This is a genomic window from Marinomonas sp. G8-14 (assembly GCF_055808935.1).
In genome coordinates, this window is record NZ_CM147891.1 from 1,456,965 (window position 1) to 1,473,052 (window position 16,088).

Here is a 16,088-nt window from a genome sequence, read left to right on the forward strand (position 1 = left end):
TGAATTCTTGACCGATAAGAAAAAAACCCTATTTATCAAACAGTTAAGACACTAAAACATGAATATCTGGTGTAATTTAACGACAAACAATCAAGCGACTGAATTATAAGGACTTTTCTCTATAAAAAGACTTCCAACAAGCCCTATTCTCAATCTTAAAACGCGTTTTTCATCTAGAATCGAGCAGAGAGCCCAACAATCTGAAAGGAAAATACACAGAAAATAACAAGACATTGGCGCTATATTGTCGATACAGCAGCGACCGACGAACGAACCACTAGGTTGAGCACCAACATGATCATCTTGCCTTCTTGGCGCGGATTCTCAATCCGCTCAATCATGGTACTGATTGCCAACTCGGCTAATCGCTCTTTAGGTTGATTAATGGTGGTTAACGGCGGGCTAAAATAGGCAGAATACAGGCAGTTATCATAACCAATGACAGACAATTGCTGCGGGATCTTAATACCAGACAATTGCGCTTCGCTCATGGCCCCCATTGCCATGGCATCGTTACCGATAAACACCGCACTTGGCAAACTCGCACAAGATAACAATTGGCGCATCCCTAATTTACCGCCTTCAAATTCGAAGTCAGATTCAATCACCCAGTCGTCTTGAACGACCAGATTTGCTTGCTCCATGGCTTCAATGAAACCGTCTAAACGCTGCTTCGCGGGCAACTTTTCTAACGGGCCACCAATGTAGGCAATGCGTTTATGACCTTGCTCAATAAGGTGCTGAATAGCCAAATGCGCGCCTTTTACTGAGTTGTCTTGAATGCGATCAACATAGTCATCAGAGGGGCCCCAATCCATTACCACCATAGGCAAATTACGCTGGCCAATCAAAGAGCTAAACAGCGAATCGTCATAGGCGGAACACATGACCAAAATACCATCAACACGTTTTTGCGTTAGCATGCGTAGATAAGAATTGGTTTTTTCTAGCTCGCCATCGGTATTACAAAGCACAAGGTTGTAACCTTCTCGGTAACAACACTTCTCTACTTCGTTGACCAATTCGGCGAAAAAGGGATTCAAGGTGGTGGTGACTAACATGCCAAGGCTTTTGGTATTTTTTACCTTTAAGCTGCGTGCCACGGCACTGGGCGCATAGTTGAGTTCTTCAGCGGCTTGGAGAACCCGTTCTTGTGTCGCTTTCGCCACAAAGCGCGTTTTATTCAAAACATGAGAGACTGTCGTGGTCGATACACCAGCCCGTAACGCAACGTCTTTGATGGTCGCAGACAAACTTATACTCCCCTTTCATGAACGATCTTAATTAGATGTAAAGCTCGCCAAGTTTTCCAAATAAAGACAAATAGATCAAGCGCTTACCAGCCCATTTTATTCGTCAAACAATCATCCAGAACCCAATAGCTTTTAGGGAAGTATACTTAACGGCACTGCCAAAATGCAGCAAGAGTTTTTTTAAATATTCAAATCACAGCTTATTGTCTTTACCAAGCCGCGACGACACGCGATATTCCCCTGGCGTCATGCCTAGGTTTTTACGTGATACCGTGTACATGTATTGCACGGAAGGATAGCCACAAGTTCGGGCAATTTCATCAAACGGTAAATCAGTTGAGGTGATCAATTCACAAGCGCGATAAAACTTGGTCATGTGAAGTTGTTCGTGCATTGAGCAGCCAATTTCGTCGATAAAGCGGGTTTCTAGATTAGTTCTTGATATACCAATGTAGTCCACAACTTGTGCGACTTTTACCCCGCGACAAGCATTATGACGAATAAAGTGCATGGCTTGGATGACATATGGGTCGTGCAACGCGCGATAATCCGATGACTGTCTTTCCGCAATACCGATGGGATCGACCACCACCAACGAATTTTCAACAGGATAACCTAACAACATTCTATGCAGCATTTTTGCCGCTTCATAGCCCATTTGCTTACTACCCTGTTCAACGGAAGACAAGGCGGTGCGATTTAAATACCTTGCCATGCTCTCATTATCAATCCCAACAATGGCAACTTGCTCCGGCACCAAGATATTCAAATGATCACAGACCTGCAACAAATGGCGCGCGCGGGAATCGGTAACGGCAATAATGCCAATGGGGTTAGGCAGATTATTCAGCCAAGCTTCAAGCGCATGCTGTGCCGTTTCCCAAATTTCCGCCGACGTACAAAAACCTTGATGCACATGGGGTTCAAAGCCGTCAGAACGGACTTGCTCAACAAACGCATGCTCCCGCTCACTGGCCCAACGACTGTAATCTGTACTGGGGACACCGTAAAAAGCAAACTGCGGCAAGCCTTTACGCTTTAAATGCTGGTACGCACAGCGCACTAAGGCCGCATTGTCCGTCGCCACATAAGGCAATCTAGGGTAGTCTTTTTTATGGTGATAAGACCCTCCCACTGCCACGGTGGGAATATCTGTGTTTTTAAGAATCTCTTCCACTTCTGGGTTATCAAAGTCGGCAATAATGCCGTCCCCTTTCCAATGCTTTAGCGCATCAAGGCGAGAGCGAAAATCATCTTCAAAGTAAACGTCCCAGTCACATTGCGCGGCTTGCAAATATTCACCAATTCCTTCGATCACTTGTCGATCGTAGACCTTGTTGGCATTGAACACGAGATTGAGTCGGTAGCGTTTTTCAAACATACAAAAGCGTCTCTAATTTTTATTCTAGCTGGCTCGATAATACTCTCTGAGAGTCCATTAGTTCTAGAGAATGATAAAAATCAGAAAGGGAATAACAGAAATCGTAATGAGAGAAAGTTTGTCATAAAAAGAGCGGTGTCATAAGGCACCGCTCTCGCGCATCAAAATCCTTTTACTCTTTGATATAACGCCTGAAAGCGCTCGCGCTTTTCAGTATATCGAGTGGCGTTTGCTTGATTAGGCAAATACTGTTTAATGAGGCTCGGGTTTGGTACAAATGGTCTTTAACGCTTCTTGGCCTTGATAACCTATTGCCGCCAATCGTGCGGCTCCCAAAGCGGGACCAACCTCACCACCTTCTCGGGAATCCATTGGCACATTAAAGACATCGGCTAACATTTGTAGCCAATACGCGCTTTTAGCGCCGCCGCCAATCACATCAATACTGTCGTTGATGGTTTGCGCAGAACGTACAGCATCTAACCCATCCAACAAAGCGAAGGTCACGCCCTCAAGCACCGCCTGAACAAGATCCGCTGCGGTGGTTTCATGGGTCATTCCCCAAAAAACACCTTTTGCATTAGGATCATTATGCGGCGTTCTTTCGCCACTTAAATACGGCAAAAAGGTGAGGTTAGTATCGTGATCTATGCGATTTTCCGCGGCTAAAAGCGCTGCTTCCACGCTGCTAAACTGAGCTAATTTCGTCACCCAATGAAGACAACTTGCCGCGCTCAACATCACTGACATGGTGTGCCAAGTGTTTGGAATAGCATGACCAAAGCTGTGCAAAGCCGCCGCAGGATTGGCGGTAAAGCCATCACTTACTGCAAAAATCACCCCAGATGTACCCAATGACAACATGCTTTGCTGAGGTGAAATAATGCCCATTCCCACGGCACCAGCGGCATTATCACCCCCCGCTACGACAGGCACAATGGGCATAGACCAGCGTTTTGCTAAATCGTCATAAATCACACCAGTGATTTGGGTTCCTTCGAACACACAAGGCATTTGCTCAGCCGTCAATCCTGTGGCGCTCAACATGGTGTCACTCCAAACGCGTTGTTCCATGTTTAACCACAGTGTGCCAGACGCATCAGAAACGTCAGTAGCAAACTCGCCCGTCATCCGAAAACGTAGGTAATCTTTTGGTAACAACACTTTCGCAATTTGCCCAAAAATTTCTGGTTCATGCTGTTTTACCCACAGCAACTTAGGCGCGGTAAAACCGGGCATCACCAAATTACCCGTAATTGCTTGCACTTCTGGGCAGCGCCTTTGCAATAGCAAACATTCTTCGTGGGAACGGCCGTCATTCCATAAGATTGCAGGCCGTAGTACGTCACCCTTTTTATTCAATAAGGTTGCGCCATGCATCTGACCCGATAAACCAATGGCGTTAACACCCTGCAAATCATTCTCTGCAGCCAACTGTAACATGGCCAAATCCGTCGCTTGCCACCAGTCTTCTGGGTTCTGCTCGGACCAAAGATCAAACGGCCGAGACACTGACAAAGGCGAAGAGCAGCTTGCCACGACATTACCGTCTTCTGCCATTAAAATTACTTTGACACCAGAAGTGCCGAGATCAATTCCGATATACATAAAACATATCCTTCATTTTGTTAATCGTCATGATTATTGCTAAACGACTTCTGTGGATCTTGTAGGTCAGATGAGCCGAGGAACGAAGGCGTGATCTGACGGTTAACGGTATACGTAACGTCTCACGCCTGATCACGGTCGTACCTCCCTCATCAGGCCTACAAAACCTATCCAACCTTCGCGCACGAAGTTTTACTGCGCTTTTTTTGGTTTACGCCGATCTGGTAGGTCGTGATTTACCCTTTAGAAAATATGCCGACAAAAAACATGACCGCAACAAATCACGTCTCGTCGGGCTAAAGCCACGACCTACAAAACCTATCCAACCTTCGCGCGCTAACCTTTACTGTGCTTTTTTGGTTTTCACATCCAGCCAGACAGCCAGCAATAAAATCATGCCTTTGACGATTAATTGCCAAAAAGTTGGTACATCCAGCATGCTCATGCCGTTGTCTAAACTTGCCATAATCAACGCCCCCATGATGGCACCAAATACCGCACCAACACCGCCAGCCAAACTGGTTCCGCCAATCACACAGGCCGCAATGGCATCCAGTTCCGCCATGTTTCCGGCCGCTGGAGAACCCGCACCAAGCCGAGAAGTCAGAATCAAAGCGGCCACTGCCACCATCATGCCGTTAAAGCCAAACACCAGCATTTTGGTGCGCTCAACGTTCACCCCAGACATACGAGTGGCTTCAATGTTGCCACCAATAGCATAGACTCGACGACCAAAGGCAGTGCGTTTGGCAACATAAGTGGCAATAAGGATCAATCCGCCCATGATCAAAATCGGCGTTGGAATACCTCGATAACTTTCCAAGGCATACAACAAGACCAACAACACCACCACAGCAACTAAGGCTTTTGCGTATTCAAACTTCGCCGCCTTGTTTTCAACGCCATGTTGCTTTCTTGCCTTGCGTCGAGCATAGACTTTTGCGATTAGACCTAAACACAATAAGCCCACCACACTGATGCCCCAACCAGAAGGAACATAACTTTGACCAATAACGGCCAGTGAACTCGACGTTGGTGCAACGGTGGCACCATCGGTCAAACCCACCAAAATACCGCGAAACGCCAACATGCCCGCCAAGGTAACGATGAACGATGGCACCCTTTGATAGGCCACCCACCAACCATTAAACAAACCAAGAGCCAAACCCGCGACCACCGTCACCAACACAGTCAATAAAATCGGAAAGTTAAACCAAACATCCAAAATCGCCGCAATACCACCCAATAAGCCCATCATAGAGCCAACCGACAAATCAATTTCCGCACTAATTATGACGAACACCATCCCTATCGCGAGCACGCCCACAATCGCCGTTTGGCGAATCAAGTTCGAAATATTCCGTGGCGAGATAAACGCCCCATCGGTGGCAATGGAAAAAAAGACGACAATCAGCAGCATCGCTGCCAACATCGCAAACAGTTGTAATTGACTGGTTTTTATTGTTTTAAACATTCGCTACACCTTCTTTGATCGCACAATTCATAATCATTTCTTGGGTCAAACCTTGATGGTCAAATTGCCCTTTTAAACGCCCTTCGTGCATCACCAATACTCGGTCACTGATCCCTATTACTTCGGATAATTCAGACGACACCATGATGATGGACATGCCTTGTTTCACTAGAGCAAACATCAACTTGTAGATCTCATATTTAGCGCCTACATCGATGCCGCGAGTTGGTTCATCGAGAATCAGAATTTTCGGATGGGTTAACAAACATTTGGCGATGATGGCTTTTTGTTGATTGCCGCCACTGAGGTTTTTAATCGATAAATCTGCGGAGGCCGTTTTGACTTTTAGTTGTGCGATGTAGTTGTTGATATCATGACTTTCTTTGTCTTCATTGACGGCGCCAAACCAAGAAGAGTATTGACCTAATACGGATAGCGTAATATTGCGACCAACACTCATAATAGGCACGATACCATGACGCTTTCTATCTTCTGGCACCATGGCAATACCAGCCTCTAGCGCCACACGTTGAGAACGAATGTTGACCGTTTGGCCTTCTAACTCGATCTCTGCCTGATACTCACCATCGTAAGAACCATACAGACATTGCATCAGCTCAGTACGGCCAGAACCGATCAAACCAGCGATACCAAGAATTTCCCCTTGACGCAATTCAAAGCTAACGTCGTCTACCTGGTTCCGGGCGCGCCTGCTTGTTTGGCGGTAGCGTGTTTAACGCGCAAAACCACATCACCGATGTCGTGTTCTTCACGCGGAAATAACTCATCCAATTCGCGACCAACCATCATACTAATGATGTCATTTTGCGTCAGATCAGCCGCGGACTTGGTATCAATGTGGTCACCATCTCGAATCACAGTAACCCAATCGGATAAAGCCAACACCTCATCCAATTTATGAGAAATATAAATACAGGCGATACCTTGTTGTTTTAGCTCACCCACAATGTTCAACAAAATGTCAATTTCTGTCGTCGTCAAAGACGAGGTTGGCTCATCCAAAATTAACAATTTCACGTTTTTATTCAACGCTTTGGCGATCTCGACCAACTGCTGCTGGCCGACGCCAAGATCTCGTATTGGCGTATCGGGCAACACATTAAGCTTCACCCGAGCCAACAATTCTGACGTGCGACGATACATTTCCTCGTCATTGAGTCGTGCAAAAGAACCCAGTTCGTTACCGAGAAAAATATTCTCCAATACCGATAATTCTTTCACCAGCGCTAGCTCCTGATGAATAATGACAATACCAAGCGCTTCGGTATCGCGGATGGTCGCGGCTTTCACCAGATTACCTTCGAAAAAAATCTCACCCTCATAGGAACCATGAGGCCACACACCACTGAGCACCTTCATCAGAGTCGATTTACCAGAACCATTTTCCCCGCAGATAGACAAGGCCTCACCGCGAGCAAGCTGAATGCTGACGCCATTCAACGCACGAACACCCGAAAAGCTTTTTACAATACCGCGCATGTCCAATAATGGTTGCGTCATGTTTACACCTCTTTCCTACAGCTTTTTTGCATACAAAAAAAACAGCAAATGGCGCTCAATGGAGCGCCATACAATAAAAAGTTAAGGGTTGTAAACATCATTACGAGAGTGGAAGCCATCGGCTATCACGGTGGCATCTAGGTTAGCTTTGGTAACAGAAATAGGCGCAAGTAATACGGCATTAACCTCTTTTGTGCCATTATTCACCGATCCATTGGATTGAATATTTTCACCTCGTGCCAGCTTCACCGCCATCTCTGCACTGGTTTTGGCAAGATTGGAAATCGGCTTGTACACGGTCATAGTTTGTGTGCCCGCAACAATACGACGCACCGCGGCTAAGTCTGCATCTTGGCCAGAAATGACCACCTTGCCACTCAAACCTTGTGCGGCAAGTGCTTGAATCGCGCCACCTGCGGTTGAATCGTTAGACGCAACCACCGCGTCAATTTTATTGGCATTGGCCGTCAGCCCATTCTCCATAATGTTCAAGGCCGCTTCTGCCGACCAACCCATTGCCCATTGGTCACCCACTACGTTAATTTTTTTCGCATCGATAGCCGGCTGCAACACATTCATCTGACCTTGACGGAACATCTTTGCGTTGTTATCCGTTGGTGAGCCGCCCATCAAAAAATAATTGCCCGTAGGTTTTAACCCCAGCAAGGCTTCAGCCTGCATTTCTCCCACTCGAATGTTGTCAAAAGACACATACAAGTCGATGTCGGCAAACTTAATCAAGCGATCATACGCTAGCACTTTAATGCCTTCGGCCTTGGCTTCGGCCAAAACATTACCAAGTACCTCACCGTTTTCCGGCACGATAACCAACACATCAACACCACGAGAAATCATGTTTTCGATCTGAGAAATCTGAGTCGTTACATCGCCGTTGGCAGACTGAGTATAGACCTCTGCGCCCATAGATTCCGCCGCTTGAGTAAACAAATCACGGTCTTTCTGCCAACGCTCTAAGCGTAAGTCAGACATTAATAAACCGATTTTTTCACCTGCAGCCAATGCAGGAAGTGATGTCGCAGCACAAAGAGTCGCCAGCAGACTCATAGAAACGATTTTTTTCATCTTTTCATTCCTTGTTATTTTTATAAAGTGAACGATCTCCGGATGGAGTAAGAGGAATGTAAATCGATGGTTTACCAAGCGGTATTATCTTTTTTTGTTTGTGTGTGGCGTTTTTTATAAACGGCTCATTTAATAAGGATTAAAAATCACACAGCATAATCACAATATTTTATTGCCCATTGTTTTTATATGTATCAGTATTTGGTGTAAGGCTAGGTATGTAAGAAAATATGCCTTCATGACACAAGGAACATCTGTCACATAATGACATTTCTAAAAAAACACACCGGTTGGCTGGTACTGGGCACTTTGCTTTTTTATCTATTAACTGTTCCGCCATTCATTTCTGTATTGCTTCCAACCATACTGGCTTGGTCCGCTAATTTCGCCATGTGGCATACTTTAGCGCCAAGTGCAAAACGCCAAGTCTCTTGGTTAATGGCAATAGGAATAGCGGCGCTATTGTTTGCCGCCTCAAAAGGTACATGGATGACTTGGCAACAAGTTTTTGCGGTCAACTTACCCATGTTGGCGATGTTTGTTGCGGTGTCTTTTTTAGATCTTACTGGCTCCAAAGATGAAAGCCGCCCTTTGCCAAAAGGTTTAAGCGCTATTTTTAACACCGCTATTGGCGTGCAAGTTTTAGGTGCTGTAATTAATCTATCGGTGATCATGGTGTTTGCGGATCGTATGAAGGGAGCAATCAGACTAACGCCCGTACAGCAATTTGTTCTTACGCGTAGTTTTTCTGCCGCTGCATGGTGGTCACCTTTTTTTGTCGCCACTGGGGTGGCCATTACGTATGCACCCGGCATGCAATGGCAAAAGACTCTGCTACCAGGTCTTTTAATGGCGACTATCTCGATTATTTTTTCAAGCCTTGAAGCTTACCGACGCACCAAAGGCGACTTTCACGGCTACCCCATTCGCTTAGAAAGCCTGTTTATTCCCATATTTTTGGCTTCCTGTGTGATTTTTTTTCATTTTATTTGGCCTGATATCAGCATACTCGTGCTTATTTGCATTTTGGCACCCATTGCTGCCATTCTTTTAATGCGCACTCAATCAAGACAAAAGAGCCTGTCTCACTTTGTAAACCATAAACTGCCACAGATAGGCAGTCAGTTTGCTCTTTTCCTTGGTGCCGGTGTTTTTTCCAGTGGTATCAGCGCCATTATCCTCAGTTATCCGCAGTTTTTTAATCTTGATACCTTTACCTTTAGCCCTCTGTTATTTTCTCTTACCTTGGCGGCCATGATCATCGCCGGCGTCATTGGCATACACCCGGTCGTAAGTGTCGCCATTGCCAGCCCTATGTTATTACCATTAAATCCAGACCCAACCCAGCTGGGCTTTTTGTTTTTAAGTGCTTGGGCCATCGCAGCCGGTAGCAGTGGGTTAACAGGACTCGGATTATTGATGACCAGCCGTTACCAAATACCGACTCGAACCATTATTAACAACAGCCGCCACTACGCCGTTTTGATGTGGCTGCTTTGTAGCTTAATAAACTGTTTTTTTCTGTAATAAAAAAGCAGACAATTTTGTCTGCTTTTCGCTACTTAGTAACGCTTTCCAACACTGCATTCATGGCACTATAGCCGTTCAAACCGATAAGGACTTGGGTCAATAATAGGTGTAACACCTGAGATTAGATCTGCCGCTAATTGCCCAGCGGCAGGTCCCGTGCCAAAGCCATGTCCTGAAAACCCCGTCGCCACGGTTAAGCCTGGAATGGATTTAATATGATCAATTATCGGATTTGAATCAGGTGTCACATCAATAATGCCAGCCCATGCTTCAGCAATTTCTGCTTTTTCAAAAATTGGCCATGCTTGACGGAGATTATTAAGCGCCTGCTGATTTAAGTCAGCGTTAAAATCTGGATCATTGGTTCTGACCTTTTCAAAAGGAGAACGGCTGTTTGCCCCCCAGCGACGAGGAAGCACTAAATCTTTAAAGAAATAGCTTCCCATTGAGACATTCAGAAAACTACGCTGAGTACGAAGCTGGTCAAGATATTTATGACCAATTAACAGGTGATCCAGAGTAATCGGAGCATCTAATTTGCCTCGCTGCGTAATGATATAACCACCATCTTGATGTTTACGGAAAGAAAAATCAGGTCCTCCAACCGCTATACTGGTTGGTCCTTCCATGGGTTTAGTACGCAATACCGAACAGATTAACGGAAGTGTTGGGAATGAAATCCCCAAGTTGCCCAAGAAGCGTCTTGACCACGCACCACCCGCTAGCAAAACTTGTTCGCAGCGAATGTCCCCTTTTTCTGTAACAACGCCACGAATTTCCCCCCTTCGGTAGACAAGCTACGCACCGCACATTGCTGAACAATAACAGCGCCTTTTTTAATGGCTGCATTCGCAATGGCAGGGGCAGCAATAGACGGTTCTGCGTTACCATCTGAAGGAGTATAAACACCACCAAGCCAGCTACCTTTGCCACCCGGTACTAATTCATCAATTTCCTGAGGACTAACCATTCTAGAGTCCAATGAAAGAGACTCCACAGACTTTAACCAGCTTTTGTGCATTGCCAGTTGCGCTGGCGTTCTCGCTAAAAACATAATACCGGCTTGTTTATAGCCCACATCACGGCCAACTCGATCAGGCATCTCTGCCCAAAGTTTATCCGCAGCTTGCGCCAAGGGAACATCATCTAAATGTCGGTTAGTTTTACGAATCCAACCTAAATTTCGAGAAGATTGTTCGCCGGCAATATGACCTTTTTCCAAAAGAACAACAGGTATATTTCGCTCTGCTAAAGCAAGAGCGGCCGTCACACCAACAATGCCGCCCCCAATGATAACCACACGGGTTGAATCAGGAAGTTGATCTTGGGTCTCAACCTTTTCAAGTGTTTTGGTCATAACTTTTTCCTGAAAGCATAGAGAAGTTAAATCTTATTCTAACCACTGAAAGTAAACGGTTATTTGCCTATGGAGATTTCTTCAACATTTGCGGTAGATGCTCCCCGAAATGCAGTCACTTCAATCTCAACTTTGTAAACCGTTGAACCCAATGGTGGACAAGTTGCTGTCGATGCTGGGTTAATTCCTTTGAACTTTGTACCAATAAAGTTCATAACATCGTGAATATGTGCTGGGTCCTGAATAAATACACGAGACATAACCACATCCGCTAAGGTTGCACCAACTGAGGCCAAGGCACGTTCGATGTTTTTAAACACCTGCTCGGCTTGTTCAATTACATCCTCCGGAATTTCTTGTGTGTCAGGGTTACGGCCAGCGGTATTGGAAACAAAAATCCAATTATCTACGGCAACCAATCGTGAATAGCTCGCACTTTCTTCGAATTTTGAGCCAGTTTTAGCTTTTACAATTTTAGTCATATGCTTTGCCTAATATTCAATCTAAATAATATGATTTGGAAAAATAAGGTGGTTCTGCTTATTCACAGAAAAAGCCTTCAAAAAAACATAAAGCGGCTTAACGCAATGCAGGGACATCCCATAAGTTCAGCTTCACCCCAATGCCTTTTTCAACAGCATTACGATAGACAACCGTTGCCCATGCCACGTCCTCTACTGGCATACCGCCCACAGAAAGAATGATGATCTCGTCTTCATTTCGACGAGCAGGCGAATCACCAGAAACAATTTTGCCAAGGTCTTCGATATCGTCATGGGTTAACTTGCCTTCTGCAATCATGTCCATGCAACGAACACCCACAAGCGGAATCACGCAATGAGCAGGCTTAGGCACCTCCTCGTACCAAGCCTCATACAAACCTGTGTTATCAAGGACTTTACGAACATCTTTTTGCTCCATGCCATCATCTAAACGACAGCTAGCAGGCATCGCTAAAAACGCTCCGGGTTTAACCCACTCACGCTTAACAATTGGGTAAGTCGTTGGATCACCAACTTCTCCAGAGTTACAGTAAGAAACCAGATCCGAATCACGAACAACGGCTTCAACACTATCAACAACCTCAACACGAGTAACCTGAGGAAAGGTTTCTTTTACCCAAGCAACAAAACTGTCTAAGCTTTTTTGACCACGACCTTTCACTTTAATCGTGTCGACTTCAGGACAGGCCGCAATAAAAGCCGCTACGGTCGTCTTCCCCATTACCCCAGGACCTAAAAGGCCAATAATTTTCGAGTCTTTACGAGCCAAATGACGTGCCCCTACACCAGGAATAGCCCCCGTCCGATAAGCGGACAGCAAATTTGCTGACATATAAGCCAAAGGCGCTCCAGTATCGATATCATTCAAAATCATCATCAAGATAGAGCGAGGTAAGCCTTTTTCTCGGTTAGCGATATTTGAGCCATACCATTTCACGCCACATGTTTGGAAATTCCCACCAAGATAAGCAGGCATCGCCATCAATCGACGATCTGCAGTGGGCTTTGGCATCGTAGGGAATGGAGATTCAGCAGGAAAGGTAATCATGGCACCATGAGAATCATTATTAGGGCCAGCCATGCGATAATCGCCCTTATACAAAAGTCCAAACATTTCTTCCATCGTATCGACACAGCTGGGCATATCAGTCACACCAGCTTTGATCATGTCTGACTCAGAAAGGTAAATAAAATCGATTTTCGTATTCTCGCTCATAGCCATACCTATTAACATTTGGTTTATATTTTTATATTAGTAATTAACACTTCTCTTAAAGATAAAATAAGGTTAAAAAAATCAATATTAATTTTCGCATTCTTATGTATTACTCATAAAAATATTTATTTTTTAACGACCTTAAAAAGAGAAATTTAAATCAAAGATTCTTCATCCTATATATAAAAAATTCCCATTAAAATATCCCTTTAGGGACATTTAGTGGTGCTAATAGCATACTTAGGATTGTCAAAGACTAAAGCAACTGAAAGGTGGGGAATGAAAGGCAGAATTATTTGCAAAATAATGGCTGAACTATACTTACATTCAGCCATTATTTTATGTTCTGTACAAATGGAATGCTTTACAAACGACTAGCACCATAAATAAAAGTACCATTTTCCGTAGAGGCCTGAGGAGCAGGTACGGCGTCACCTGTTTGTGGAGAGACAGGGAAGATAGCATTAATTTGCCCTGTTCCAGAACTACCAAAATACGGAGTGATAACTTCTACTTTTTGATCATAGTCAGACCAGCCTAGCGCTCCAAGCAACATCGCTGTATCGTGCATAAAGCCTTCACCATGACCTTTTGCCGCATATTCAGGTAACATTTCACAAAATGTTTTCCACTCCGCATTTTCCCACATTTCAACGACACGGTGGTCTAAAGTCTCTAGAAATGGACTCCAGACTTTCGTTGAAAAATTAGGCGCTTGTCCATTTTGAGCAAAACGATGGGATAATGAGCCGCTCGCCAAAATAGCCACTGTACCGTCGTAGTATTTTTCAATCGCCTCACGAATTGCCCAGCCCAAACGCGCCGAGTCATTCAAGTAATGCACTGTTAATAGGGCTGATACTGAAATACACTTAAAATGTTGGTCTGAGTTCATATAACGCATTGGTACCAACGCCCCATACTCTGGTGCTAGTGTTGTCGCATCATGAGCCATGGTTTCAACGCCGTGTTCGTTACAAACCTTAGCAATAATACGTCCCAACTCTGGGTTGCCATCAAGACTGTACGCCATATTATTAATAAAGTGTGGCAACTCATTACTGGTATAAACCCCTTCCCAGTGTGGTGCACAATTGATGTGATAATTCGCATTAACCAACCAGTGTGTATCAAACACAACAATGGTATCTACTCCCAACTCACGGCAGCGCCTAGAGATCTCATAGTGGCCGTCAATGGCTGCTTGACGAAAGCCTTTTTGAGGGCCATCAAGCTCCGAAAGATACATAGATGGTACGTGTGTTATTTTTGCAGCAAGAGCTAACTTACCCATAGTAAATCTCCAAATAGTGTTTATCTATATAACAGTTCTGGCAAGAAAAGAGCGACCGATGAAAAAAACACAATTAAGCCAAGCCTGACCATATCGGCACACCAAAATGGTGTAATCCCTTTAAAAATCGTTCCCGCTTTGACATCTTTCAAAACAGCGCTCAACACAAAAACATTCATCCCTACTGGCGGGGTAATAAGACTGATTTCAGTCACCACAACCACCACAATGCCAAACCAGACCAAATCAAAACCTAGACTTTGTACCAAAGGATAAAAGATAGGAACCGTTAAAAGAATCATAGATAAACTTTCGAAAACCATTCCTAAGACCAAATAAATTGCAATAATAATTAAAATGACACCAAATGCAGACAGGTTGAAACTTTGTACAAAAGCCAATAATTCAGCGGGCAAACCAGCAATGGTAATAAAATCAGAAAAGATTAACGCGCCAATTAATACGGTAAACAACATAGCCGTTGTTCTACCTGTATCAATCAGGGCATGGAAAACCGCCTCTAAGGTTAGAGATTTTCGCACTAGAGCAATTAAGAAAGCCCCACCAGCACCAACACCTGCCGCTTCAGACGGTGTAAAAACGCCAAGGTAAATCCCTCCCATTACCACCAAAAATAAGAGCAAAACACCCCAAACATTTTTCAGCGCTTGTATACGCTCAGCCCCCCTGCGCGCTCCGCACTTGGGCCTTTTTCTGGATGCCGCCAAACCACAAATTTCACCGCCAATAGATACAGTAAAATCCCCAGTAAGCCAGGCAAAAAACCTGCAGCAAACAATTCGCGTATACTGGTCTCCGTTAACAAACCATACATCAGCAAAATAACACTAGGAGGGATCAAAATACCGAGTGTAGAACCTGCGGCAATAGATGCACTGGCAAGGCCATCACTGTAACCATACTTTTTCATCGGCGGCATAGCGACTTTTGCCATGGTTGCTGATGTCGCTAGACTCGAGCCACATATCGCCGAAAACCCACCACAAGCCACAATGGTTGCCATCGCCAAACCACCTTTTCGATGCCCCAGAAAAGCATTGGAGGCTTTGTATAACTCACCAGACAAATTTGCTTTGGTAACAAAGTTCCCCATCAAGATAAACAGAGGTATAACAGATAAACCATACTCTTGTGATGTATCGATAATGCGATTGGCAGCCAGTGATAAAGGCCCTGTCCAACGAAAATCAAACAGGTTATCAAGACTCAGACCTTGCAAATAACCAAATCCAACAATACCAACGGCCCCCATAGCAAAAGCAATCGGCATTCTAAAAACTAAAATAAGCACAAGAAGAGTGGCAAAACCAAAAGCTGAAACAATCATTTAGATATCTCCGCTTTTGAAAAAGCCGTATAAAAAGCCTTAAGCACAAGAATAACAGCTGTCACAAACATCATGATGGCAATAAACTGAATGAAATACGCCACAGGAATATGCAAAAACTCTGTCATGACCCCACGACGCAAGGACCTAGCCGCTTGGAACCAAACTCTTTCGGATAAAAAGAAAAAACCAGCTGCAATTGTCAGGTTAATAGCTAAACTGCTTATTCTCATAAAAATCACAGGCAATATGCGATCAAGAATATCCACTACCACGTGCGCACTAGTAAGGGTTACGATAGGCAGCTGACAAAAGACGATAATACAAAGAGCCAACTCCGTCAGCTCAGTTGTACCATTGATAGAATTGTTGAAAACATATCGCCCAATCACGTCAAAACAAGTCAATAACATCAAGGCGAGCAGCACAATTGACGATACCAATTCAAGAATGAAGGCTAGCCACTTAGCCAGCCCAAATTCTCCATGGTGTTTATTAACCATCGCAGATAACCACATCG

Annotated in this window: 12 protein-coding genes and 2 pseudogenes; 1 reads left to right on the plus strand and 13 read right to left on the minus strand. The window is 44.6% G+C overall.

Features of this window, described 5'->3' with window-relative positions; all coding sequences use genetic code 11:
- Positions 1–239 precede the first annotated feature (239 nt).
- From AC0L6V_RS07490 to xylF, 7 genes are all read right to left on the minus strand, one after another.
- Positions 240–1,253: a substrate-binding domain-containing protein gene (locus AC0L6V_RS07490; protein WP_418138887.1), complete on the minus strand. Its 1,014-nt coding sequence runs from the start codon at positions 1,251–1,253 to the stop codon at positions 240–242.
- A gap of 193 nt (positions 1,254–1,446) precedes the next feature.
- A complete protein-coding gene (locus tag AC0L6V_RS07495) occupies positions 1,447–2,634 on the minus strand; it encodes a XylR family transcriptional regulator (RefSeq protein WP_409419614.1) in 1,188 nt (395 codons plus the stop codon).
- 252 nt (positions 2,635–2,886) lie between these two features.
- A complete protein-coding gene (gene xylB, locus AC0L6V_RS07500) occupies positions 2,887–4,242 on the minus strand; it encodes a xylulokinase (protein ID WP_346433254.1) in 1,356 nt (451 codons plus the stop codon).
- Positions 4,243–4,585: 343 nt separating this feature from the next.
- Positions 4,586–5,716 carry a sugar ABC transporter permease gene (locus tag AC0L6V_RS07505; RefSeq protein ID WP_265220804.1) on the minus strand — a complete coding sequence of 377 codons (1,131 nt, stop codon included), beginning with the start codon at positions 5,714–5,716 and terminating at the stop codon, positions 4,586–4,588.
- Complete coding sequence (locus AC0L6V_RS07510) at positions 5,709–6,389, minus strand: ATP-binding cassette domain-containing protein (protein ID WP_418138888.1); 681 nt, start codon at positions 6,387–6,389, stop codon at positions 5,709–5,711. Before AC0L6V_RS07510 ends, AC0L6V_RS07505 begins: the two co-directional genes overlap by 8 nt.
- 17 nt (positions 6,390–6,406) lie before the next feature.
- The gene (locus AC0L6V_RS07515) at positions 6,407–7,237 is read right to left on the minus strand and encodes an ATP-binding cassette domain-containing protein (protein ID WP_418138889.1); all 831 of its coding nucleotides are present in this window, start codon (positions 7,235–7,237) and stop codon (positions 6,407–6,409) included.
- Positions 7,238–7,318: 81 nt separating this feature from the next.
- Entirely contained in the window at positions 7,319–8,320 is a 1,002-nt protein-coding gene (gene xylF, locus AC0L6V_RS07520) for a D-xylose ABC transporter substrate-binding protein (protein ID WP_265220802.1), read from the minus strand.
- Between the two features lie 264 nt (positions 8,321–8,584).
- On the opposite strand from xylF, the gene AC0L6V_RS07525 reads away from it, so the two are divergent.
- Positions 8,585–9,847, plus strand: a complete 1,263-nt coding sequence (locus tag AC0L6V_RS07525) for a hypothetical protein (RefSeq protein WP_409419617.1) — start codon at positions 8,585–8,587, stop codon at positions 9,845–9,847.
- Positions 9,848–9,915: 68 nt separating this feature from the next.
- Here AC0L6V_RS07525 and AC0L6V_RS07530 read toward each other — a convergent pair.
- The 6 genes and pseudogenes from AC0L6V_RS07530 to AC0L6V_RS07555 form a co-directional block, all read right to left on the minus strand.
- Positions 9,916–11,207 (minus strand): annotated as a pseudogene (locus tag AC0L6V_RS07530) (NAD(P)/FAD-dependent oxidoreductase).
- Between the two features lie 59 nt (positions 11,208–11,266).
- Positions 11,267–11,689: a RidA family protein gene (locus tag AC0L6V_RS07535; RefSeq protein WP_265220798.1), complete on the minus strand. Its 423-nt coding sequence runs from the start codon at positions 11,687–11,689 to the stop codon at positions 11,267–11,269.
- 97 nt (positions 11,690–11,786) lie between these two features.
- Positions 11,787–12,926, minus strand: coding sequence for a tyramine oxidase subunit B (locus AC0L6V_RS07540; RefSeq protein WP_409419619.1), 1,140 nt, complete (start codon positions 12,924–12,926; stop codon positions 11,787–11,789).
- A gap of 364 nt (positions 12,927–13,290) precedes the next feature.
- Positions 13,291–14,220, minus strand: a complete 930-nt coding sequence (gene hpaD, locus AC0L6V_RS07545) for a 3,4-dihydroxyphenylacetate 2,3-dioxygenase (RefSeq protein WP_265220796.1) — start codon at positions 14,218–14,220, stop codon at positions 13,291–13,293.
- A gap of 20 nt (positions 14,221–14,240) precedes the next feature.
- Positions 14,241–15,568 (minus strand): annotated as a pseudogene (locus tag AC0L6V_RS07550) (TRAP transporter large permease).
- Positions 15,565–16,086, minus strand: a complete 522-nt coding sequence (locus AC0L6V_RS07555) for a TRAP transporter small permease (protein WP_265220795.1) — start codon at positions 16,084–16,086, stop codon at positions 15,565–15,567. The pseudogene AC0L6V_RS07550 and the gene AC0L6V_RS07555 overlap by 4 nt, the downstream one beginning before the upstream one ends.
- Positions 16,087–16,088: the final 2 nt, after the last annotated feature.

What these genes read in the sequence shown, in the direction of transcription:
- AC0L6V_RS07495 (WP_409419614.1), bottom strand. Translation starts at nt 2,634, where the DNA reads ATGTTTGAAAAACGCTACCGACTCAATCTCGTGTTCAATGCCAACAAG.
- AC0L6V_RS07535 (WP_265220798.1), bottom strand. Translation starts at nt 11,689, where the DNA reads ATGACTAAAATTGTAAAAGCTAAAACTGGCTCAAAATTCGAAGAAAGT.
- AC0L6V_RS07525 (WP_409419617.1), top strand. Translation starts at nt 8,585, where the DNA reads ATGACATTTCTAAAAAAACACACCGGTTGGCTGGTACTGGGCACTTTG.
- xylB (WP_346433254.1), bottom strand. Translation starts at nt 4,242, where the DNA reads ATGTATATCGGAATTGATCTCGGCACTTCTGGTGTCAAAGTAATTTTA.
- AC0L6V_RS07505 (WP_265220804.1), bottom strand. Translation starts at nt 5,716, where the DNA reads ATGTTTAAAACAATAAAAACCAGTCAATTACAACTGTTTGCGATGTTG.
- xylF (WP_265220802.1), bottom strand. Translation starts at nt 8,320, where the DNA reads ATGAAAAAAATCGTTTCTATGAGTCTGCTGGCGACTCTTTGTGCTGCG.
- hpaD (WP_265220796.1), bottom strand. Translation starts at nt 14,220, where the DNA reads ATGGGTAAGTTAGCTCTTGCTGCAAAAATAACACACGTACCATCTATG.
- AC0L6V_RS07555 (WP_265220795.1), bottom strand. Translation starts at nt 16,086, where the DNA reads ATGTGGTTATCTGCGATGGTTAATAAACACCATGGAGAATTTGGGCTG.
- AC0L6V_RS07515 (WP_418138889.1), bottom strand. Translation starts at nt 7,237, where the DNA reads ATGACGCAACCATTATTGGACATGCGCGGTATTGTAAAAAGCTTTTCG.
- AC0L6V_RS07540 (WP_409419619.1), bottom strand. Translation starts at nt 12,926, where the DNA reads ATGAGCGAGAATACGAAAATCGATTTTATTTACCTTTCTGAGTCAGAC.